Origin of the sequence: Streptomyces sp. NPDC057697 (assembly GCF_042799335.1) — a bacterium.
Classification (GTDB): Bacteria; Actinomycetota; Actinomycetes; order Streptomycetales; family Streptomycetaceae; genus Streptomyces.
Window position 1 is genome coordinate 145,909 of the sequence record NZ_JBHVJA010000015.1, and the last position, 20,551, is coordinate 166,459.

The 20,551-nt window shown below is 73.2% G+C and carries 18 protein-coding genes and 1 pseudogene; 13 read left to right on the top strand and 6 right to left on the bottom strand.

Annotated features, from left to right (window positions below):
* Window positions 1-27: 27 nt before the first annotated feature.
* Window positions 28-1,143, top strand: a complete 1,116-nt coding sequence (locus ACFVFH_RS30920; protein ID WP_383774695.1) for an LLM class flavin-dependent oxidoreductase — start codon at window positions 28-30, stop codon at window positions 1,141-1,143.
* Between the two features lie 175 nt (window positions 1,144-1,318).
* On the opposite strand, the gene ACFVFH_RS30925 is transcribed toward ACFVFH_RS30920, so the two are convergent.
* The 3 genes from ACFVFH_RS30925 to ACFVFH_RS30935 all read right to left on the bottom strand — a co-directional run bounded on the left by ACFVFH_RS30925 (window position 1,319) and on the right by ACFVFH_RS30935 (window position 5,792).
* On the bottom strand, window positions 1,319-2,854 hold the full coding sequence (locus ACFVFH_RS30925; protein ID WP_383774698.1) for a long-chain fatty acid--CoA ligase: 1,536 nt from the start codon (window positions 2,852-2,854) through the stop codon (window positions 1,319-1,321).
* Window positions 2,855-2,970: 116 nt separating this feature from the next.
* On the bottom strand, window positions 2,971-4,200 hold the full coding sequence (gene hemA, locus ACFVFH_RS30930) for a 5-aminolevulinate synthase (RefSeq protein ID WP_383774700.1): 1,230 nt from the start codon (window positions 4,198-4,200) through the stop codon (window positions 2,971-2,973).
* A complete protein-coding gene (locus ACFVFH_RS30935; RefSeq protein WP_383774703.1) occupies window positions 4,197-5,792 on the bottom strand; it encodes a class I adenylate-forming enzyme family protein in 1,596 nt (531 codons plus the stop codon). Before ACFVFH_RS30935 ends, hemA begins: the two co-directional genes overlap by 4 nt.
* A 424-nt stretch (window positions 5,793-6,216) precedes the next feature.
* Between ACFVFH_RS30935 and ACFVFH_RS30940 the strand changes: the two genes are divergently transcribed.
* The 5 genes from ACFVFH_RS30940 to ACFVFH_RS30960 all read left to right on the top strand — a co-directional run bounded on the left by ACFVFH_RS30940 (window position 6,217) and on the right by ACFVFH_RS30960 (window position 10,046).
* Window positions 6,217-7,326 carry a 3-dehydroquinate synthase II family protein gene (locus ACFVFH_RS30940; protein WP_383774705.1) on the top strand — a complete coding sequence of 370 codons (1,110 nt, stop codon included), beginning with the start codon at window positions 6,217-6,219 and terminating at the stop codon, window positions 7,324-7,326.
* Between the two features lie 122 nt (window positions 7,327-7,448).
* Complete coding sequence (locus ACFVFH_RS30945) at window positions 7,449-8,861, top strand: class I adenylate-forming enzyme family protein (protein ID WP_383774708.1); 1,413 nt, start codon at window positions 7,449-7,451, stop codon at window positions 8,859-8,861.
* Window positions 8,858-9,316 (top strand): MaoC family dehydratase N-terminal domain-containing protein, encoded by a 459-nt coding sequence (locus tag ACFVFH_RS30950; protein WP_383774711.1) that lies wholly within the window; start codon window positions 8,858-8,860, stop codon window positions 9,314-9,316. The genes ACFVFH_RS30945 and ACFVFH_RS30950 overlap by 4 nt, the downstream gene beginning before the upstream one ends.
* On the top strand, window positions 9,313-9,765 hold the full coding sequence (locus ACFVFH_RS30955; protein ID WP_383774714.1) for a MaoC/PaaZ C-terminal domain-containing protein: 453 nt from the start codon (window positions 9,313-9,315) through the stop codon (window positions 9,763-9,765). The genes ACFVFH_RS30950 and ACFVFH_RS30955 overlap by 4 nt, the downstream gene beginning before the upstream one ends.
* Window positions 9,762-10,046 (top strand): hypothetical protein, encoded by a 285-nt coding sequence (locus ACFVFH_RS30960; protein ID WP_383774716.1) that lies wholly within the window; start codon window positions 9,762-9,764, stop codon window positions 10,044-10,046. Before ACFVFH_RS30955 ends, ACFVFH_RS30960 begins: the two co-directional genes overlap by 4 nt.
* Before the next feature lie 68 nt (window positions 10,047-10,114).
* Here the strand turns inward: ACFVFH_RS30960 and fabG are convergent, their stop codons facing one another.
* Genes fabG through ACFVFH_RS30975 form a run of 3 tightly spaced genes read right to left on the bottom strand, consistent with a single transcriptional unit; the run spans window position 10,115 to window position 11,908 of the window.
* On the bottom strand, window positions 10,115-10,819 hold the full coding sequence (fabG, locus tag ACFVFH_RS30965; RefSeq protein WP_383774719.1) for a 3-oxoacyl-ACP reductase FabG: 705 nt from the start codon (window positions 10,817-10,819) through the stop codon (window positions 10,115-10,117).
* A gap of 59 nt (window positions 10,820-10,878) precedes the next feature.
* Entirely contained in the window at window positions 10,879-11,436 is a 558-nt protein-coding gene (locus ACFVFH_RS30970; RefSeq protein WP_383774722.1) for a flavin reductase family protein, read from the bottom strand.
* A 16-nt stretch (window positions 11,437-11,452) separates the two neighbouring features.
* Window positions 11,453-11,908 (bottom strand): PaaI family thioesterase, encoded by a 456-nt coding sequence (locus tag ACFVFH_RS30975; RefSeq protein ID WP_093541970.1) that lies wholly within the window; start codon window positions 11,906-11,908, stop codon window positions 11,453-11,455.
* Window positions 11,909-12,263: 355 nt separating this feature from the next.
* Here ACFVFH_RS30975 and ACFVFH_RS30980 point away from each other — a divergent pair, with 355 nt between their 5' ends.
* The 7 genes and pseudogenes from ACFVFH_RS30980 (at window position 12,264) to ACFVFH_RS31010 (ending at window position 20,523) form a co-directional block, all read left to right on the top strand.
* A complete protein-coding gene (locus ACFVFH_RS30980; RefSeq protein ID WP_383774724.1) occupies window positions 12,264-13,073 on the top strand; it encodes an arylamine N-acetyltransferase in 810 nt (269 codons plus the stop codon).
* Window positions 13,074-13,119: 46 nt separating this feature from the next.
* On the top strand, window positions 13,120-14,172 hold the full coding sequence (locus ACFVFH_RS30985; protein ID WP_383774727.1) for a 3-oxoacyl-ACP synthase III family protein: 1,053 nt from the start codon (window positions 13,120-13,122) through the stop codon (window positions 14,170-14,172).
* Between the two features lie 29 nt (window positions 14,173-14,201).
* Window positions 14,202-15,179: pseudogene (locus ACFVFH_RS30990) on the top strand (beta-ketoacyl-ACP synthase III); the annotation flags it as partial.
* Window positions 15,180-15,263: 84 nt separating this feature from the next.
* Window positions 15,264-15,518, top strand: coding sequence for an acyl carrier protein (locus ACFVFH_RS30995; RefSeq protein WP_383774825.1), 255 nt, complete (start codon window positions 15,264-15,266; stop codon window positions 15,516-15,518).
* A gap of 42 nt (window positions 15,519-15,560) precedes the next feature.
* Window positions 15,561-18,512, top strand: a complete 2,952-nt coding sequence (aroA, locus tag ACFVFH_RS31000; RefSeq protein ID WP_383774730.1) for a 3-phosphoshikimate 1-carboxyvinyltransferase — start codon at window positions 15,561-15,563, stop codon at window positions 18,510-18,512.
* Window positions 18,509-19,693, top strand: a complete 1,185-nt coding sequence (locus ACFVFH_RS31005) for an acyl-CoA dehydrogenase family protein (RefSeq protein ID WP_383774732.1) — start codon at window positions 18,509-18,511, stop codon at window positions 19,691-19,693. The genes aroA and ACFVFH_RS31005 overlap by 4 nt, the downstream gene beginning before the upstream one ends.
* The gene (locus ACFVFH_RS31010; protein WP_383774734.1) at window positions 19,690-20,523 is read left to right on the top strand and encodes an SDR family oxidoreductase; all 834 of its coding nucleotides are present in this window, start codon (window positions 19,690-19,692) and stop codon (window positions 20,521-20,523) included. Before ACFVFH_RS31005 ends, ACFVFH_RS31010 begins: the two co-directional genes overlap by 4 nt.
* Window positions 20,524-20,551 lie beyond the last annotated feature (28 nt).

The following is a 20,551-nucleotide window of genomic DNA, read 5'->3' on the forward strand; positions in this document are numbered from 1 at the left end:
ACCACTCAACCCACCAAGGAGCATCCCGTGGACAGAATCAGCTTCGGCGCCTTCCTGTCACCACTTCACCCGCTCGGCGAGGACCCGGCACTGAGCCTCTGGCGCGACCTCGAACTCGCCGAATGGCTCGACCAGTTGGGCTACGAAGAGCTCTGGGTCGGCGAACACCACTCGGCCGGCTGGGGAACGCTCTCCTCGCCCGAGCTGTTCATCGCCACCGCGGCCGAGCGCACCCGGCGCATCCGGCTCGGCACCGGGGTCGTCAGCCTCCCCTACCACCACCCGTTCATGGTCGCCTCGCGCGCCGTGCAGCTCGACCACCTGACCGGCGGGCGCTTCACCCTCGGGGTCGGCGCGGGCTCGATCCCGTCCGACATGCACTTCCTGGGCATCGATCCCGCGGACACCCGCCGACGCACCGCCGAGTCGCTGGACGTGATCCACCGGCTGCTCACCACGGACGAACCGGTCACCGAGGTCACCGACTGGTTCGAACTGCACGACGCCCGGCTGCAGTTGCGGCCGCGCGGAGCCGCCGGTCTGCCGCTGGCGGTCTCCAGCGCCGTCTCCCCGTTCGGCATGCGGCTGGCCGCGCGGTACGGCGCGGCCCCGCTCTCCTTCGGCGTCCCGCCCCGGCCCGGCTCCTCCGTCGACGACCTGGCCGCCCAGTGGCAGCACGCCGTGGACTCGGCGGCCGAGCACGGACGCACGATCGACCGGGCCGACTGGCGGGTCGCCCTGTCGGTGCACGTCGCGGACAGCCGCGAGCAGGCGCTCGACGATCTCGTCGACGGCTGGATGCGCTACCGCAACGAGTACTGGGCACTGCTCGGCACCCCGCCGGTGCACTCGCGGACGGAGGCCCGCAAGGCCCTGTCCGAACTGATCGACCGGCGCAGCACGATCGTCGGCTCGGTCGACGAGTGCGTCGACGCGGTGCGCGATGTGCAGGAGGCGACCGGCGGATTCGGCCGACTGCTGGTGAACGTCCTGGACTGGGCGGACCGGGAGGCGATGAAGCGGAGCTTCGAGCTGTTCGCGCGCTTCGTGGCGCCCCGCTTCAACGGAGCGCTGAACGGTGTCACGGCGTCGTACGGATGGGTCTTCGAGCAGGCTCGGGCCCGGCGGGACGCCGTCCGGTAGACCGGCGTCCGGCGGGCGCCGGTCGGGTGGACGCGCTGTCCCGCCCCTGTTCCACGACAGGGGCGGGACGGGGGGGCGCGGGCGGGGGGGGGGGGGGGGGGGGGGGGGGGGGGGGGGGGGCGGGGGTTCCCCCCCCCGTGCCCCCCCCCGGGGGGGCCCCCCCGCGTCCACGGCTTCAGCCGCCGTACCGGGCGGCCAGTTCCCGTTTGAGGACCTTGCCGCTCGGGCCCAGCGGCAGCGCGTCCACGAACTCCACCCGGCGCGGGTACTTGTACGCCGCCAGCCGTTCCCTGCCCCAGTCGACGAGCCGCGCCGCGAGGGCGGCGCCGGGGGACGCCTGCGGACCGGCGACGACCACGGCGCAGACCTCCTCGCCGTGGCGCGGGTCCGGCACGCCCACGACGGCGACCTGGGCGACGGCGGGGTGGCGCATCAGCACCTCCTCGATCTCGCGGGGGTACACGTTGTAGCCGTTGCGCAGCACCATGTCCTTCTTGCGGTCCACGATGCTGAGGTAGCCGTCCGCGTCCTTGACGCCGAGGTCGCCGGAGCGGAACCAGCCGTCCACCAGCACCTCGGCGGTGGCCTCGGGCCGGTTGAGGTAGCCGGCCATGACGTTGTGCCCGCGGATCACGATCTCCCCGACCTCCCCGGCCGGCAGCACCTCGATCCGCCCCTCCACCTCGGCCCTGGCGATCTCCACGTCGACGCCCCGGACCGGTTTGCCGACGGTGCCGGGGCGCGGCGGCCAGGCCCGCTGGTTGTAGGCGACCACCGGCGAGGTCTCGGTGAGTCCGTAGCCCTCGTAGACGGTGCAGCCGAAGGTCCGCTGGAACTCCTCCAGAACCGTCACGGGGAGGGCCGATCCGCCGGAGAACGCGCGGTCCAGGGCGGGGCGGCGCGGGTCGCGCGCGGCGGCGTCGAGCAGGGCGATGTACATCGTGGGCACGCCCATGAACACCGTGCAGCGGCGGCGCACCATCAGGTCGAGCGCCTCCGCCGCGTCGAAGCCGGACGTCAGCACCATCGTCGCGCCGGCGCGGAAGCAGACGCCCATGCCGCAGATCTGGCCGAAGGTGTGGAACAGCGGCAGGACGGCGAGCAGGACGTCGTCCGCCGTGAAGTCGAACGGGGAGACCATCGTCACGCCGATGTTCATCGTGACGTTGAGATGGGTGAGCATGGCGCCCTTGGGGCGTCCGGTGGTGCCGGAGGTGTAGAGCACCACCGCGAGGTCGTCGGGGCGGCGCGGCAGACAGCGCGCGACCGGGGCGGCCGCCTCGGCGAGGGCGTCGAGCCGGGACTCCCCGGGCCCCTCCGTGTCGAGGACGGTGAGGACCGGCACCGCGGCGAGCTCGGCGCCCTTGCGGCCCTCGTCCAGCAGGGACCCGGCGCAGATCAGCACGTCGGCGCCGCTGTCGCCCAGCACGTACGCGATCTCGTCGGCCTTGAGCAGGGTGTGTACCGGCACCACGACCGCACCGATCGCCAGGGCTCCGTAGTACGCCATCGGGAAGTGCGCCGTGTTGGGCAGCAGCAGTGCGACCCGGTCGCCGGGGCCGATCCCGCGCCCGGTCAGTGCGGTGGCGTACTGCCTTGCCGCGTACCACAGTTGATGGTAGGTCAGTTGCTGATCGCCGAGGATCAGCGCCGGATGGTCCGGCCGCCGTGCTGCGGACTCGGCGAGGACCGCCGCCACCGAGAGGGACATCAGGACTCCGTTCGTCGATCGTCGCCCGGCGGCCTCCGCCGGGTCCGCGCACAACACCGGCGCCGGACGGGCGGGTCGTCCCCGCCCGTCCGGCGCCGGCCTGTGGAGCGCGCCGGTCAGTTTCCGGACCGCTCCCCGGCCCGCCGTATGCCGAGGTCCCGCCAGATGCCGTCGACCGCCTCGGCGAACTTCTCGACGTCGCCCGCGGTGTGGGTGGCGGACGGGGCGACCCGGAGGATCTCCTCGCCGGCCCGCACGCTCGGGGCGTTGATCGGCTGTACGTAGATGCCGTGCCGCTCCAGCAGCAGCGCGGAGGCCCGCCGGCACAGGCCGTCGTCGCCGACGAAGACCGACACGATGTGCGACTGGTCCGAGACGAACGGGATGTCCCGCTCCTTGAGCAGACGGTGGAGCAGCCCGGCGTTGGCCGCGAGCCGGGTGCGCTCCCGCTCGGAGGAGCGCAGGTGCTGGACGGCCGCGAGGGCGCCCGCGGCGGTGGCCGGCGGGATGGAGGTGGTGAAGATGAAGCCGCGGGAGAAGTTGCGGACGGCGTCGATCAGCGGGGCGGGACCGGCGATGTAGCCGCCCGCGGTGCCGAAGCCCTTGGCCAGGGTGCCCATGACCACGGTGAACTCGTCGGCGATGCCTTCGCGGGCGGCGATGCCCGCGCCCTGCGGCCCGTACATGCCGACCGCGTGCACCTCGTCGACGAAGGTGGTCGCCCGGTGGCGGCGGGCCAGCTCGGCCAGTTCGGCCAGCGGCGCGACGTCGCCGGACATCGAGTACACCGACTCCAGCACGATCAGCTTGGGCCGCTCCGTGTCCGCGGCGGCCAGCAGCTCCTCCAGGTGTGCCACGTCGTTGTGGCGGAAGATCCGCTTCTCGGCCCCGGAGTGGCGCAGGCCGTCGATGATCGAGGCGTGGTTCAGCTCGTCGGAGAAGACGAGGGTGCCCGGCGCCCGGCCCGCCAGCACGGTCAGCGCGCCGTCGTTGGCCGTGAAGCCGGACGGGAAGACCAGCGCGTCCTCCTTGCCGTGCAGCGCGGCGAGTTCGTTCTCCAGCAGGACGTGGTAGTGGTTGGTGCCACCGATGTTGCGGGAGCCGCCGGACCCGGCGCCGAAGGCGTCCACGGCGTTCTTCATGGCCTCCAGGACGAACGGGTTCTGGCCCATGCCCAGGTAGTCGTTGCTGCACCAGACGCTGATCTCCACATCGGCGCCGTCCTGCCCCTGCCGCGCCACGGCGCTCGGGAACCGGCCGGCGCGCCGGCCGATCTCCAGGAACTCCCGGCGCCTGGCGCCGAATTCCTCCATCTCGCGCGCGAAGAAGTCCAGGTGCTTGTTCATCGGGTCAACTCACTCTCCGTGTAGGGAGCCGGTACGGATTCACGCGACCGCAGCCGCGGCTTGTCGGGCTTGCCCGAGGCGTTCAGCGGCAGTTCGTCCAGCAGCAGGACCTCCTCGGGCACGTGCAGGGGGGACAGGGCCGCGCCGACGCGCGAGCGGATGTCCTCGACGGCGATCCGCGCACCCGGCCGGGGCACCACGGCGGCGTGCAGATGCTCGACGTTGTCCAGGTCGCGGACTCCGTACACGGCGGCCTGTGCCACTCCGGGCACCGCCAGCAGCTCGCGTTCGACGACGGCCGGGTAGACCTTGACCCCGTCGGTCTTGACGACGTCCGCGGCCCGGTCCAGGAGGTGCAGATAGCCGCGCTCGTCGAAGCGGCCGATGTCGCCCGTGCGGTACCAGCCGTCGCGCAGCACCCGGGCGCTGAGCGCGGGGTCGGACCAGTAGCCGGACATCACGTGCGGCGAGCGCACCCAGACCTCGCCCGCCGTTCCGGCGGTCAGCTCCCGTCCGGTCTCCGGGTCGTGGATGGTGACCTCCACCTCGGGGAACGGGCGGCCCACCGTGGTCAGCAGGTCCGGGTCCTGGTGGTCGCCGGGGTCGAGGAGGGTGATCCGGCCGCCCTCGCTGGTGCCGTAGCCCTGCACCAGGACCGGGCCGAACGCCTTGTTCGCCTCCGCGATCCGGGCCGGGGCGGCGGCGCTGCCGCTGTAGATCAGCTGACGCAGCGAGCCGAGGTCGTGGGCCTCGGTCCGGGGGTGGTCGAGGAGCCGGTAGAGGTGGGTGGTGGCCAGGAAGGTGCGGGTGATCCGGTGCTCGGCGACGGTCCGCAGCACCGCCTCCGCGTCCAGTTCCTCGTGCAGGTGGACGGCGCCGCCCGCGGCGAGCACCGCGTCGGCCATCGGCCCGACGGTGTGGCTGAGCGGGGTGGTGACCAGCAGTCTGGCGCGGTCCCCCTCGGCGATCGACGCGCCGGTGGCCGACACCACGCTCTCCCAGGCCCTGGCCGGAAGGCTGATGCCCTTGGGCCGCCCGGTGCTGCCGCTGGTGAACGCGATCAGGGCCAGCGCCTCCGGCTCCCAGACCGCGGCCACCGCGTCCCGCGCCCCGTCGTCCGCCGGGACGATGCCCTCCTCGCGCAGACCGGAGCCGGTGACGGCGATCCGGCCGCGCGCCCGGTCGGCGAGCAGCAGGGCGCGTGCCGCGTGCTCCCGGTCGGTGAACAGCACGGTGGCGGAGGTGTCCAGCAGGATGCGCAGCTGGGCCTCGGCGGACAGGACGCGGGAGGTGTCCCCGGGGTTGGTGGAGCGCAGGTAGCAGACCGCGCCGCCGAGCAGATGGACCGCGTAGCGCACGGCGAGCATCTCGGGGCTGTTGGGCGCGACCAGGACGCCCACCACGCGGCCGGGCCCCACGCCCAGCTCCGTCAGGGTGCGGGCGGCGCCGGTGACGGTGCGGGCGAACTCCCCCGCCGTGACGGGCCGCCCCCGCCAGTGCACGGCGGTGCGGCCGGGGTCGGCGTCGAGCGCGGACATGATGCGGGCCGCGTAGCCCCGGTGCCGGCTCCACCAGCCGTCCGGAACAACCATGGTGACCTCGATTCGGTGGGCGACTGCTGCTGGGCCGGGGCGTGGCGGTGCTCCGCGGCGCCACGCCAGCATTCCGGCGCCGCGGTACGGCGAGAAGATTCGGACGGCCTGCCCGATCGGGCGGCCGACCAGGGTGCACCACCCGGTGGCGGGCCGGGTCGCCGCAGGTCGGGGGCTGTCCGCCGAGGGCGGTGCGGTGTCGCGGCCCGGGGGTCCGGCGGCGGCGGCACGTTGGAGGTGGCTGATCGGTCAGGGTGTCGTCCCGCCGGTCAGGGCCCGGTCGAGCAGCCCTATCGGCCCTGTCGTGGGCGGGTGTCCGCTGGAAGAGTCCAGCCCGGAAGGCCCCTCGTAGCGCCGGGCACTCGGACACCGGCCCACCACCGTCGGCGGACCCCGCCGGACCTGCGCAGTAAGGATGATCTCGTTGAAATTCGCCTGGGTTGACCTCCGTACCACCGCTGCGGAACAGCGCGAGGCCGTCGTCGACGCCGCGGTCCACGCCCGGCTCGCCGGGGTTCTCGACGACCGCCTGGACACGCTGGCGACGCTGCCGCCGACGGTCCGGAAGGTGCTGCTCGCCGAGCCCGGCGCGGTGCTCCCGCCGGAGGCGGGGGACGTCGCCGACGTCGTGCTGACCCGGATCGCGTCCGCCGCGGAGCTGGACAAGCTGAAGCTGACCGCCGGGGAGGACACCGGCGCCTTCGTCGAGGTGACCGACGACGCCACCCTCAAGGTGGCCTGTGCCGCCGCGCAGGCGCTGGCGCACACCGTGGTGCGGTTCCGCGACCCGACCAAGATCCCGCTGGAGATCGTGATCGCGGCCGCGGACAAGAGCGACGGGCGGCTGATCTGCGAGGCGGGCGACCTGGAGGAGGCCGGCATCATCGTCGACGTCCTGGAGAAGGGCTCGGACGGCCTGCTGCTCGCGCCCAGGGACGCCAACGACGTCTTCGGGCTGACCGCCCTGCTCGGGTCCACCACTCCGGACCTCGAACTGACCACGCTCACGGTCGAGTCGATCGAGCACAACGGCCTCGGCGACCGGGTCTGCGTCGACACCTGCACGCACTTCGAGAAGGACGAGGGCATCCTGGTCGGCTCGTACGCGCACGGCTTCGTGCTGTGCGTCAGCGAGACCCACCCGCTGCCGTACATGCCGACCCGCCCGTTCCGGGTCAACGCCGGTGCCCTGCACTCGTACGTCATGGGCGCGGACAACCGCACCAACTACCTCAGCGAGCTCAAGGCCGGCAGCACCGTGCTGGGGGTCACCGCGGACGGACGGACCCGCCGGATCGTCGTGGGCCGGGTGAAGCTGGAGTCCCGTCCGCTGCTGACCGTCCGGGCGAAGGCCGACGACGGCACCGAGGTCAGCCTGGCCCTCCAGGACGACTGGCACGTACGGGTGCTGGGCCCCGGTGCGGCCGTGCTCAACTGCACCGAGCTGAAGCCCGGCGACAAGCTGCTCGGGTACCTCGCCACGGACAAGCGGCACGTCGGCTGGCCGGTGGGCGAGTTCTGCATCGAGAAGTAGGACGGCCGGGGCGGGCCCCGGTCCTTCCCCTCGCGCACCGGGAAGGACCGGGGCCCGCCCGGCACGACCGGTCCCCGGCCGCATCCGGGGGCCGCGCCTGAATCCGAGGAAGGGAAGGTGTGATGACGGGCGAGACGGACTTCGAGACATGGCTCGGCGCACTGCTGTCGGACCGCGGCCACCAGGGCCGGACCTGGGCCGTGCACGGGCAGACCGAGGTGAGCCGCGAGGCACTGCGGGCCGAGGTCGCGCGGGCCCGCGGGATCCTGGAGGCCCATGGTGTCGGCGCGGGCAGCACGGTGGCGGTCCAGGTCCTGCCGAGCTTCACCCTGCTCTGGTCGCTGTTCGCGCTGTGGACGGCGGGCGCGCAGGTGATGCTGCTCGACCCGCGGCTCACCCCGGCCGAGACCACCCGGCTGCTGGAGCTGTGCGAGCCGCAGTTCCGGCTGACCTCCGGCACCTCCGCGCAGCCCTTCACCCCGTTCCGGGACGCGTGCGAGGTCGTGGTGGAGCGCCGGCCCGCCGGCCGGGCCGCGCAGGGCCCCCACCGGCTGCTCCAGTTCAGCTCCGGCTCCACCGGACTGCCCAAGGTGATCGGCCGCACCGGTGAGTCGCTGCGCGGCGAGGTGGAGCGCTTCGGGCTCCTGCCGGACATGCCCGGCCCCGGTGAACGCGTCCTGCTGCTCAGCTCGCTGGCCCACTCCTTCGGCCTGGTCGGCGGGGTGCTGCACGCACTCGCCGCGGGCGTCGAGCTGCACTTCGTCGGCAGCCTGCGGCCGAAGGAGCTGCTGCGGGTGGCGGCCGAGCACCGGGTGAACGCCGTGCTCGGCGTGCCCGCCCACTTCGACCTGCTGGGCCGGGTCGCGGAGCCTCCCCGGCTGCCTGACCTGAGGCTCGCGGTGTCCGGCGGCGAGATCCTGCCCATCGGGACCTACGACCGCTTCCGCGAGCGGTACGGGGTGCGGATCGGCCAGGCGTACGGCATGACCGAGACCGGCATCATCGCCACCGACCTGACCGGGCGCGACGCGCCGCCGGCGGTGGGCCCGCCCGCCCCGGGCACACGGACCGAGGTGGTCGACGGCACCCTGCGGGTCCGGCTGCCCGAGAACCCGTATCTGCACGCCGACGCCGACGACCGGTACGTGGACGGCTGGCTGAACACCCGCGACCGCTGCACGGTGCGGGCCGGTTCCGGCGTACTGGAGATCACCGGACGCACGGACACCATGGTGGCCATAGGCGGGCTCAAGGTCGATCTGACGGAGGTGGAGTCGGCGCTGGCGGAGCATCCCGCCGTCACCGAGGTGGTGGTCGTCTACGGCGAGGCCATCGAGGCCCATCTGGTGGTCGGACGCGCCTTGCCCCGGGCGGAGTTGCTGGCCTGGTGCAAGGAGAGGCTCAGCCCGCACAAGATCCCCAGGGCGTTCCACTTCCGGGCGGGCCTGCCGCGCACCTCCAACGGCAAGCTGGTGCGCAACCGGGAGCTGCTGCACACCGCGCGTGAGCACAGCAGGCGGATGGTGGCCCGGTGATCGGCCGCGGCGCCGTGGGCACCGGCCCGGAACCCGTCACGGTGACCGTGGAGCAGGGACGGCTCCAGTTCTTCGGCCGGGTCCTGGGGGCCACCGGGGGCGTGTTCGTCGATCCGGCCGCCGCACGGGCCGCCGGGCACCCGGACCTGCCCGTGCCCCCGACCTTCCTCTTCGGCCTCGACCTGGAGTCCGCCCCCGGTCTGCTGGGAGAGATCGGCGTCGACCTCTCCCACGTCCTGCACGTGGAACAGGGGTTCACCTACCACCGCACGGTCCACGCGGGCGACCGGCTCACCTTCGCCCCGGTCATCACCGATGTGTACGCCCGGCAGGGCGGCGCGCTGGAGTTCGTCGTGCGCGACACCTCCGTCACCGACGCCGCGGGCGGGCCGGTGGCCGAGCTGCACCAGGTGATCGCGGTCCGCCGCCCCGCGCCGGACGGGGAATCCGCATGAGCGAGTTCAGCCTGTCGACGGCCGAAGCAGGCACCGCGCTGCCCGAGTTGCCCGAACAGCACATCACCAGGACGCTGCTGGCCCTGTTCGCCGGGGCCTCCGGCGACCACAACCCGATCCACATCGACGCCGACGCCGCGCGTGCGGCCGGGCTGGACGACGTGATCGCCCACGGCATGCTGTCGATGGCCCTGCTCGGGCGGCTGCTCACCGAGTGGGTGCCGGTCGGGGACCTGCTCTCCTTCCGGGTCCGCTTCTCGGCGCCCACCCCGGTGCACGCGCGGCTGCGCTGCACCGGGGTGGTCAAGGCCGTCGAGGAGGCGGTCGCGGAATCCGGGGTACCGCGCCGGGCCAGGATCGGGGTGACGGTCCGGATCGTCGACGGCCCGCTCACCGTGCGGGGCGAGGCGCTGGTCCGCCTCCCGGAACCGCAGGGGGCGCCGTCGTGAGCGAGACCCGTGCGGCAAAGGCCCTGCACACCCGGATCGCGCGGGGGCGCGAACGCCTCGGCGAACTCGACGCCGAGCTCATCCACCTGATCCGCACCCGCGCCAGGGCCGCGCACGAACTGGAGGAGCTGTGCCGGAAGGCGGGCGGCCCGCGGACCGACCTCACGGGCGAGAACGTGATGCTGCGCGGCTATCACGGCGCCCTCGGACGGCGCGGCACGTCGATCGCCCTGCTGCTGCTCGGACTCGGCCGGTCCGAGGGGGCCGCCGGAGGCGGCTGAAGGACACGGGACACGGGTACGACGCGGTGGCCGGCGGAGGAATCCGCCGGCCACCGCGTCGTACGGGCTCAGTGCCCCATGCCCAGTCCTCCGTCGACCGGGATCACCGCTCCGGTGACATAGGACGCCTCGGCCGAGGCCAGCCAGAACACCGCGCCCGCGACGTCCTCCGCGGTTCCGGTGCGGCCCAGTGGCACCGCGGCGACGATTCCCTTCCGCCGCTGCTCGCCGAGGTGTGCGCTCATGTCGGTGTCGACGAGGCCGGGAGCCACCACGTTCACGGTGATGCCCCGGGGCCCGAACTCGCGGGCCAGCGAGCGGGCCAGTCCGACCATGCCCGCCTTGGCCGACGCGTAGTTGGCCTGTCCCGCCGAGCCGTGCAGCCCGGCGACCGAGGACATGAGGACCATCCGCCCGCGCCTCAGCCGCACCATCTCGGTGGCCGCCTGACGTGCGGTCCGGAAGGCGCCGCCGAGGTTGGTGTCGAGCACCCGCCCGAACTGCTCGTCGCCCATGCGCATCAGCAGCCCGTCCTCGGTGATGCCCGCGTTCGCCACCACCACCTCGACCGGCCCGTGGGCCTCCTCCGCCTCGGCGAAGGCCCTGGCGATCTGGGCGCCGTCCGTCACGTCGCACGCGACGCCGAACAGCCCGTCGGGGGCGCCGGAGCCCCGGTGCGTGACGGCGACCCTGTCCCCGTTGGCCGCGAACCTGCGGGCCACGGCCAGGCCGATGCCCCGGTTGCCACCGGTGACCAGTACCGAACGTGTCATCTGTTCCGCTCCTTCGTCGTGGGACTCGCCGCGGACACCGGGGACCGGCCGGGCCGGGCTCAGCACGGGTCCTTCAGCGAGGTGTAGGTGCCGCGGTGGTGGACCAGCGGGGATCCGGCCGACTCGGCCGTGTGCAGTGCCTCGACCCGGCCGAGGAACAGCACGTGGTCGCCGCCCGGATAGCGGTGCTCGGTGCGGCACTCCAGCGAGAGCACCGCGTCACGCAGCAGTACGTGCCCGCCGGCACCGGTCACGCCCGCGAGCCGCTCCTCGGCTCCCCGCCCGTGCGGCCGGTCGTGGGAGGCGAAGCAGGCGGACAGGTCGCGCTGATCGGCCGTCAGTACGTTCACGGCGAAGCCGCCGGCCCGGTCGATGGCGGCGACGAGGCGCCCGGTCGAGCCGATGCTCACCAGGACGAGCGCCGGGTCGAGCGACACGGACACCAGCGAACCGACCGTCACCGCCTCCGTGTGCTCGCCGCTGCCGACCGTGACCACGGCGACGGTGGTGGGCAGCAGGCCCATCGCGCGGCGGAAGTCGGTCCGCCCCGGCTCCGTACCCCGGTCGCGTTCGTGGTCCGCGGTGGCGCCCGCGCGCCGCGCGGTGTGCGTGGACATGGAACCGCCTCTCGTTTCAGCGCTTGCTGATCAGGCAGGTCAGCCGGGCCGTGCAGGTGAGCCGGGACCGGCTGTCGGTGATCTCGACCTGGTAGGTGACCACCCGGTCGCCCCGGTGCAGCGGCGTGCAGACTCCGGTGACCAGCCCGCTGCGCGCCGACCGGTGGTGCGTGCAGGACAGTTCGAGCCCGGCGACCGCGCCCCGGGGCGCCACGTGCATTCCGGCGGCCAGCGAGCCGAGCGTCTCGGCGAGGACCGCGTTGGCACCGCCGTGGAGCCAGCCGAACGGCTGGCGGTTGCCCGCCACCGGCATGGTGCCGACCATCCGGTCCGCGTCCCACGAGGTGATCTCGATGCCCATCCGGGCGATCAGCTGCTCGGCGGCCAGTTCGGGCGGCACCGACAGGATGCTGCGGTTCGCCGGGCGCCGGGCCGTCCCGGCCCCGTCCGCTTCCACGGCGTTGCTGTTCATCGTCGCCTCTCCAGGGTCGCGGGTGACTCCGCAGGATGGCTGCGGGTCCCGGCCGGCGGCGGGAGCTCCGCCGACGACGACCGGTGTCCTGCGTACTGTCGCCCGCCCCGCCGGAGCCGCCAAGACCTGATCCAGCTACCCGAATCTCACCGCCGGAGCGGGGTCATCGGGCTGCACCTTCGGTCAGGGCAGTCGGGTCTTCTGGCCGCTGCCGCGCTCCCCGGAGACTTCATCACGGCACAGGCCGGTCACCCCGTGACTCCCGTATCCACAGCCATCGGAGAATCCCTTGGAATCCGCCGCATTCAACTCGTCCACGTCTTCGGGTTCCGGAGCATTCCCGTGGAGCGATTACGTGCGCCGTCTGGGATACGACGGGCCCCTGGAGGCGAGTGCCGAATGCCTTCGGGCACTGTGCTCGGCCCATCTGCTCGCGATTCCGTACGAAATGCTCGACACGCTCGACGGCGGGGTGCCGACGCTGGATCTCGCGGACGCGTTCGACCGGGTGGTGCGGCTGCGGCGCGGCGGTACGTGCCTGGAGACCACGCCCCTGTTCGGCGCGTTCCTGCGCTCCCTCGGATTCGGGGTGCGGCTGGTGGCCGGCCAGATGTGGCGGGTCAGCAACGAATGGTGGCCGCACTGGGACCACCTGGCGCTCGTCGTCGAGGCCGAGGGGCGTGAATGGCTGGTGGACGTCGGCTTCCTGATGCTCTCGCCGCCGGAGCCGCTGCTGATGACCGACGAGCCCCAGGAGCAGCACGGATGGCGATTCCGGGTGGTGCAGCGCGAGGGCTTCCGCACCCTGCTGCGGGCCGGCCCGGACGGGGTCTGGGCGCCGGTCTACCGGATCGGCGACCAGCACCTGGAGGCCGCCGACTACGCCTGGATCGTCGACTTCCACCGCTCCTCCGAGGACTCCCCGCTGGCGGGCACGGTGCTCTGCTCCCGTGTGCTGCGCGACGGGAAGGTCGTGGTGATGGGCGACAACTTCCTGCGCGCGCGAAACGGCCGGCAGGAAATGGAATTCCTCGCCGATTCCGCCGAGGCGGAACGGGCCCTGGCCGAGGTGCTGCACGGACATCCGCATCTGGTGGAAAAGGCGGTCGCCGCCTGGGAGAAGGCACGGGCGAACCGCCGGGAAGCCCGGCGCCGCATCGCCTGATTCCGCGTTCGACTCCTCCATTCCGAAAGTGAGTTGCAGACCGATCATGAATAATTCGGGCACCGAAGAGCGGCCCTGGGGCGTGGGCATCCGGTCCGTCGGCCGCTATCTGCCGGAGAAGAACCTCAGCAACGCCGATCTGGAGGAGATCCTCCTGACCCGGGACGACTGGATCCGGGCGAACATCGGCGTGGAGAACCGCCGGATGGCCGCCGAGGGCCAATGGACCTCGGACCTCGGCACGGCGGCGCTGCTGGACGCCTGCGAGCGCGCGGGGATCACCCCCGCCGATGTCGACCTGGTCGTCTGCGGGACGTACACGCCGGACAACATGACGCCGCCCACCGCGATGCTCGTCATCCGCAAGGCCGGTGCGACCGGCGCGACCGGCTTCGACATCAACAGCGGCGCCTGTCCCGGCGGGGTGTTCGCCCTGGACGTCGGCGCCAAGTACATCGCCACCGGGCAGTTCCGCCGGGTCGCCGTGGTGATGGCGGACGTCAGCACCCGGACCATGGACTGGAAGGACCCCGGCCCGGCGGTCATCTTCGGCGACGGGGCGGCCTGCTACCTGCTGGAGCGCTGCACCCCCGGCCGCGGGATCGGCACCACGCTGCTGCGCAGCGACCCGTCCGGCTACGAGTCGGTCCGGGTGACCCGCGAGAAGCGCCACCGCCGCGACGGAACCCCGATGAGCAGCGGCTTCGGGGACAACTTCGGTTCGCTGGACGGCAAGGCCGTGCACGCGTTCGCGGTCGGCGAGGTGCCGGGGTTCATCAAGGAGCTGCTGGACACCGCGGGCCGGACCGCCGACGACATCGACCTCTTCGCGCTGCACCAGGCGAACCTGTACATCCTCCGGGGGATCATGCGCGAACTCGGCGTGTCGATGGACCGGACGGTCGTCAACATCCAGAAGTACGGGAACACCTCGGGCGCCAGTGTGCCCCTGGTGCTCAGGGAGGCCGAGGACCTCGGCCGTCTCTCCCCCGGCGACCAGGTGCTGCTCACGGCGTTCGGCTCGGGCTTCAGCATGGGCGCCGCGCTGGTGCGCTGGTGCGGGCCGCAGGACTTCGGGCCCGTGGCGGTCGCGTCGTGAGCGCCCCCTCGGCGGCGGCCTCCGCGACGTTGCGGGGCGCGGCGGCCGGGCTGCTGGGGCTCGGCACCTACCTTCCTTCGCGGCCGGTCACCAACGCGATGATCTGCGAGCGGATCGACTCCTCGGACGAGTGGATCCGCAGCCGTTCCGGGATCCGGCTGCGGCACTGGGCCGCCCCGTCGGAGACGGTGGAGTTCATGGCCGCCACGGCCGCCGAACGGGCCCTGGAGAACGCCGGGATCACCGCCGGCCAGGTGGGCTGCGTCATCGTCTCGACCGTCTCGCACCTGCACCAGTTCCCCTCGCTCGCGGCCGGGGTCGCGCACCGGATCGGCGCACCGGCCCCCGGCGCCTTCGACATCTCGGCGGGCTGCGCCGGATTCTGCTACGGCCTCGCGCTGGCCTCCGACATGGTGGCCGCCGAGAGCGCCTCGTACGTCCTGCTGATCGCGGTGGAGCGGCTCTCCGAGCTGACCGACACCCGGGACAGGGGCACCGCCTTCCTGTTCGGTGACGGCGCCGGCGCGGTCGTCGTCGGCCCGAGCGAGCAGGCCGGAATCGGGCCGGTCGCCTGGGGCTCGGACGGCTCCCGGAAGGACGCCATCCGCCAGAGCGCCGCCTGGAGCGCGCTGCGCGACGACCCGGGCACCCCCTGGCCGCGGATCACCATGAACGGCCGCGAGGTGTTCAAGTGGGCCGCGTACCACCTGGGCCCGGTCGCCGAACGCGCCCTGGAACGCGCCGGGGTGAGCGCCGACGCGCTCGACTCCTTCATCCCGCACCAGGCCAATGCCCGGATCACCGACCAGCTGGTCGGCGAACTGAAGCTGCCGGACCACGTGTCGGTGGCCCGCGGCATCGAGACCCACGGCAACACCTCCGCCGTGTCCATCCCCCTCGCCATGCAGGAGATGTTGGCGTCCGGCGACGCGACGCCCGGCGGCCTCGCCCTGCTGCTGTCCTTCGGGACCGGCCTGGTCTGGGCGGGGCAGGTGATCCGGCTGCCCTCGGCGCCGGTGACCGCGCCCGTCCCGGCCGCCGCGCCTCCCGCCCTCACCGACGACATCCGATCCGTCCGTCAGGAGACCACCATGAGCACCGTTCAGAGCGACACCCTGCAGACCCTCAAGGAGATCCTCGACGAGGTCGCCGAGGTCCCGGCCGACCAGGTGACCCCGGAGTCCTCGTTCGTCGACGACCTGGAACTCGACTCGCTGTCGATCGTCTCCGTGTTCGTGCTGGTCCAGCGCCGCTTCGGTGTCGAGGTGCCGAACGAGGTCTTCGACCGGCTCAGCACGGTGGGCCGCGCCGTCGCCTACCTGGAGCACGGCACGATCCCGGAATGAGCCGCCGCCCCGCCCCGACCCGCCGAGCCGGAAAGGCAGTTCATGTTTCTCACGCTCAGGCCGAACCGGCAGCCACTCAGGGGTGAGCTCACGGTTCCGCCGTCCAAGTACCACGTGCACCGGGCGCTGATACTCGCCTCGCTCGCCGAGGGCACCAGCCGGATCACCGGCGTCTCGGACGCCCGCCACGTGCGGTACACCGTCCGGCTGCTGCGCGACCTCGGCACCCGGATCACCGTCGACGGCGACAGCTACGTCGTACGGGGCGGCCCCTACCGGCCGCGCCGCGAGAGCGTCACGGCCGGGAGTTCCGGGACCACGCTGTACTTCATGCTGGGGCTCGCCGCGCTCGCCGACACCCCCGTCACCGTCACCGGCCAGAAGTACTTCCAGCGCCGGCCGTCGGGTCCGCTGCTGGACGCCCTGCGCGAGCTGGGCGTCCGGCTGGACGCGGCGGACGGCTGCCCTCCGGTGCGGGTGCGGCCGGGCCGTCCGTCCGGCGGGCACGTGGTCGTTCCCGGCACCCTGTCCCAGTGGGTGTCCGGACTGGTCCTGCTCGCCCCGTTCGCCACCGGGCGCACGGTCATCGAGGTGGCGGGCCCGGTCAACGAACAGCCGTACGTCGAGCTGACGGTGGCGATGATGCGCCGCTTCGGCCTGCGGGTGGACGTCTCGGACGACTGGCGGCGGTTCGAGATCGAGCCCGGCCAGCGGGCCGACCCGACCGATCTGACGATCCCGCCGGACCTCGGCTCCGCCGCGTTCGGCATCGCCGCCGCCGCGCTGCACCCCTCCGACGTGCTGCTGCGCGGCATCACCCGGCTCGACGGCGATCCGGTGGACCACCCGGAGGCGCGCTTCCTCGACGTGGTCGGGCGGATGGGCGTGCCCATGGAGCTCGACGCGCGGGCGGGCGGCCTGCGGATACGCCATGACGGCGTCCGGCTGCGCGCCACCACCGTGGACTGCCGGGGCATCCCCGACATGCTTCCGGCTCTCGCCGCACTGGCGGCCTTCGCGGAGGGCGAGACGGTCTTCGAGCACATCGGCCATGTCCGGCTCAAGGAGTCCGACCGGGTCGCGGCGATGCTCCAGCTCAACTCGATGGGCGGCGACCTCCGTGTGGCGGGCGACCGGCTGCTGGTCCGCGGGGTCTCCGGACTGCGGGGCGCCCGGCTCTCCTCGTACAACGACCACCGGGTGCTGATGTCGCTCGCGCTGGCGGGCACCAGGGCCCGTGGGACCAGCACCCTGACCTATCCGCGCGCCTACCGGATCTCCTACCCGGCCTTCCTGGACGACATGACCGGCCTCGGGCTCCGGATGTCCGTCGAACCGGCCGCGCCCGCCGAACCGCCGGAGTCGCTGCCCGATCTGCTGCGGCACTGGGCCCGGCAGCGGCCGGACGCCCCCGCCGTGGTGGACGTCCGCCCCGGTGGCGACACCTCGCTCACCTGGCGCGAACTGGACCGGCGGGTGGACAGGGCGGCCGCGACCCTGCGGTCCCTCGGTGTGGAGCCGGGCGAGCCGGTGGCCTACCAGCTGCCCAACTGGGCCGAGTTCGTCGAGGTGTCGCTGGCGGTGCTGCGGATCGGCGCGGTCTGCTGCCCGCTGATGCCGATCTTCCGCCGGCGCGAGATGGCCTTCGCCCTGCGCCGCTCCGGCGCACGGGTGCTGCTGGTCCCCGACCGCTTCCGCGACCGCGAGCACGGCCGGGAGACCGCGGCCTGGCTCGCCGAGGACCCGGCCGCGCGGGGCGCGCTGCGCCATGTCTCGGTGGTCTCCGCCGACCGTGCCCCGGTGGAGCTGCCCGCCGAGGACTCGGGACTCGGCTGGTCGGACTGGAACGCGACGGTCACCGCCGCCGAGCCGGACCCCGCCGCCTCCGCCGCCCGCGGTCCCGCTCCCGACGCGCTCGCCCAGTTGCTCTTCACCTCCGGCACCACCGGCGAGCCCAAGGGCGTACTGCACCGCCACGGCACCCTCGCCCACGCGGTCCGCCTCCAGATCGAACGGCTGGGCCTCGACGACGGCGACGTCGTCCACATCCCCTCCCCGCTCGCCCATCAGACCGGATTCCTCTACGGCATGTGGCTGGGCGTCACCCTGGGCGTGCCCCAGCTGGTGCAGGCGCAGTGGGACGCCGGGACGGCGCTGCGGGCGCTGCGGGAGCACCGCGCCACCTTCGTCCAGGCGGCGACCCCGTTCCTGGCCGATCTGGTGCGGGAGGTGACGGACGGCCGCCCGGCCCCGTCCGCGCTGCGGGTCTTCGTGGTCGCCGGCGCCGCCGTGCCGCGCCATCTCGCCGAGCGGGCCACGCGGGTGCTGGGCGCCGCCGTGTGCGGGGCGTTCGGCACCACCGAGACCTGCCTGGGGGCGCTGTCCGCGCCGGACGACGAGCCCTCCACGGCATGGGGCTCCGACGGCCGCGCGATGGACGGGGTCCGGCTGCGGGTCACCGACGACACCGGCACGGTGCTCGCGGCGGGCCGCGAGGGCAATCTGGAGATCCACACCCCGACCCCCTTCGTCGGCTATCTCGACCGCCCCGACCTCACCGCCGAGGTGTGGACCGGGGACGGCTGGTACCGGACCGGCGATCTGGCGGTGATCGGCGCCGACGGCTGCCTGCGGATCACCGGGCGCGTCAAGGACGTCATCAACCGGGGCGGCGAGAAGGTGCCGGTCGCGGAGATCGAGGAGTTGCTGCACCGCCATCCCTCGGTCGACGAGGTGGCGGTGGTCGCGATGCCCGACGAGCGGCTCGGCGAACGCGCCTGCGCCTTCGTCGCGCTCGCCGACGGCTGCGACCTCGATCTGGAAGCGATGCGCAAGTACCTGGAACAGCACCAGGTCTCCAAGCACTACTGGCCGGAGCGGCTCCGGCTGGTGGACCGGCTGCCGCGCAACCCCGCGGGCAAGGTACAGAAGTTCGTCCTCCGCGAGCGGGCGGACGCCCCGCCGCGGACCGTCCCCGAGGAGCAGCACGTATGAACACCACGGATGTCGCCCCGCGCGCGACCGCCCTCGACCCGGCGGCGTTCGCGCTGCTCCGGGCCGAGATCGCCGAGTACGTCGCCGGGCCCGCCGAGGCGTGGGCGCACCGGATCGAGTCCTCGGGCACGGTGCCGCAGGAGCTGTGGACGGAGCTGCGCGAGCGCGGCCATCTGTCGCTGGCCGCGCCGCCCGAGTACGGCGGGCGCGGTGTCTCCTTCCCGCAGTGGATGGAGCTGATCGAGCTGTTCTCCCGCTCGCACGCCTCGATCCGGATGATCGTGCACGTGGTCAACGGCACCTGGCGGGCGATGGACGCGTTCGCCACCCCCGAGCAGCGCGAGAGGTTCGTGCTGCCCTCGGTGGCGGGCCGGATCAGGGTCGCCTTCACCCTCACCGAACCGCAGGCCGGTTCCGGCGCGGACCTGCGCTCGACCGTGGTCCGGGAGGGCGACACGTACTACCTGACCGGCGCGAAGCACCTGATCACCTTCGGGGTGCGCTGCGACTACTGGCTGCTGGCCGCGCGGGTGGCGGGCAGCAGCGGCCACGAGGGGACGGTGGCGCTCATGGTGCCGCGCGACGCCCCGGGCGTGACGGTCGAGGACACCTCGCGGACCATGGGCGTGGTGGGCACCGACCACGCCCGGCTGACCTTCGACCGCACCCCCGTGCCGGTGGCCAACCGCCTCGGCGCCGAGGGGGACGGTCTGGCGGTCGCCCTGGGCGGGTTCCTGACGCCGTCCCGGATATCGGTGGCGATGAGCTGTGTGGGGCTGGCGAGCCGGGCCCAGGAGCTGGCGCTGGAGTACGCCCGTGGCCGGGTGACCTTCGGCAGGCCGCTGACCTCCCGGCAGGCGCTCCAGTTCATGCTCGCGGAGAACGAGGCCGACATCGAGGCGAGCCGCCAGCTGGCCCTGCACGCGGCGCGCCGCTGGGAGGCCGGTGGGCCGGAGGCGGCGAAGCTCTCCTCGATGGCCAAGCTGACGGCGGTCGACATGCTCACCCGGGTCACCGACAAGGCCCTTCAGGTGCACGGGGGTTCGGGGTACTGGAAGAGCAGCACCATCGAGCGGGTGTACCGGGACGCGCGGGCCCAGCGCTTCGAGGAGGGCACCAACGAGATCCAGAAGGCGGTCGTGTTCCGGGAGCTCCTGAACGGTGCGGGGGCCGGGCGGTGAGCCCCGTCGCCGGACCGTTCACGGACCGGGTCGCGCTGATCACCGGTGCGTCCAGGGGGATCGGCAGGGCGCTCGCGCTCACCCTCGGCCGGGGCGGCGCCACCGTGGTGGTGAACTACAAGAAGAACGCCGATCTGGCCGACAAGACGGTGGCCGAGGTGGAGGAGGCCGGCGGCCGGGGTCTGGCCGTGCGCGCGGACGTGGAGTCGGTGGAGGGCGTCGAGGAGCTGTTCGCGGCGGTGCGGGCGGAGTTCGGGCGCCTGGACCACTTCGTCTCCAACGCGGCGGCCGGCGCGTTCAAGAACATCATGGATCTGAAGCCGCACCATCTGGACCGGTCGTACGCGATGAACCTCCGGCCGTTCGTGCTCGGCGCCCAGCAGGCCGTCCGGCTGATGGACGACGGCGGGCGGATCGTGGCGCTGTCGAGCTACGGCAGCATCCGCGCCTATCCGACGTACGCCGCGCTCGGGTCGATGAAGGCGGCGCTGGAGTCCTGGGTGCGCTACATGGCGCTGGAGTTCGCTCCGTACGGCGTCAATGTGAACGCGGTGAACGGCGGGCTGATCGATTCGGACTCGCTGGAGTTCTTCTACGGTGTGCCCGGCATGCCCGGCATGGACACGGTGCTCGACCGGATTCCTAAGGGCAGGCCCGGCAGCGTCCAGGAGGTGGCGGACGCCATCGCGTTCCTGCTCTCGCCCGCCTCGGAGTACGTCACCGGGCAGACCCTGGTGGTGGACGGCGGGCTGAGCGTGGTCGCCCCGCCGTTCTTCGCCGACGCCTCCCCGCCGCTCAGCCTGCCCCCTCGGCCGGCCGGGGAGAGCTGAGGACGGCTCCGTGCCCCACGCCGGGCCC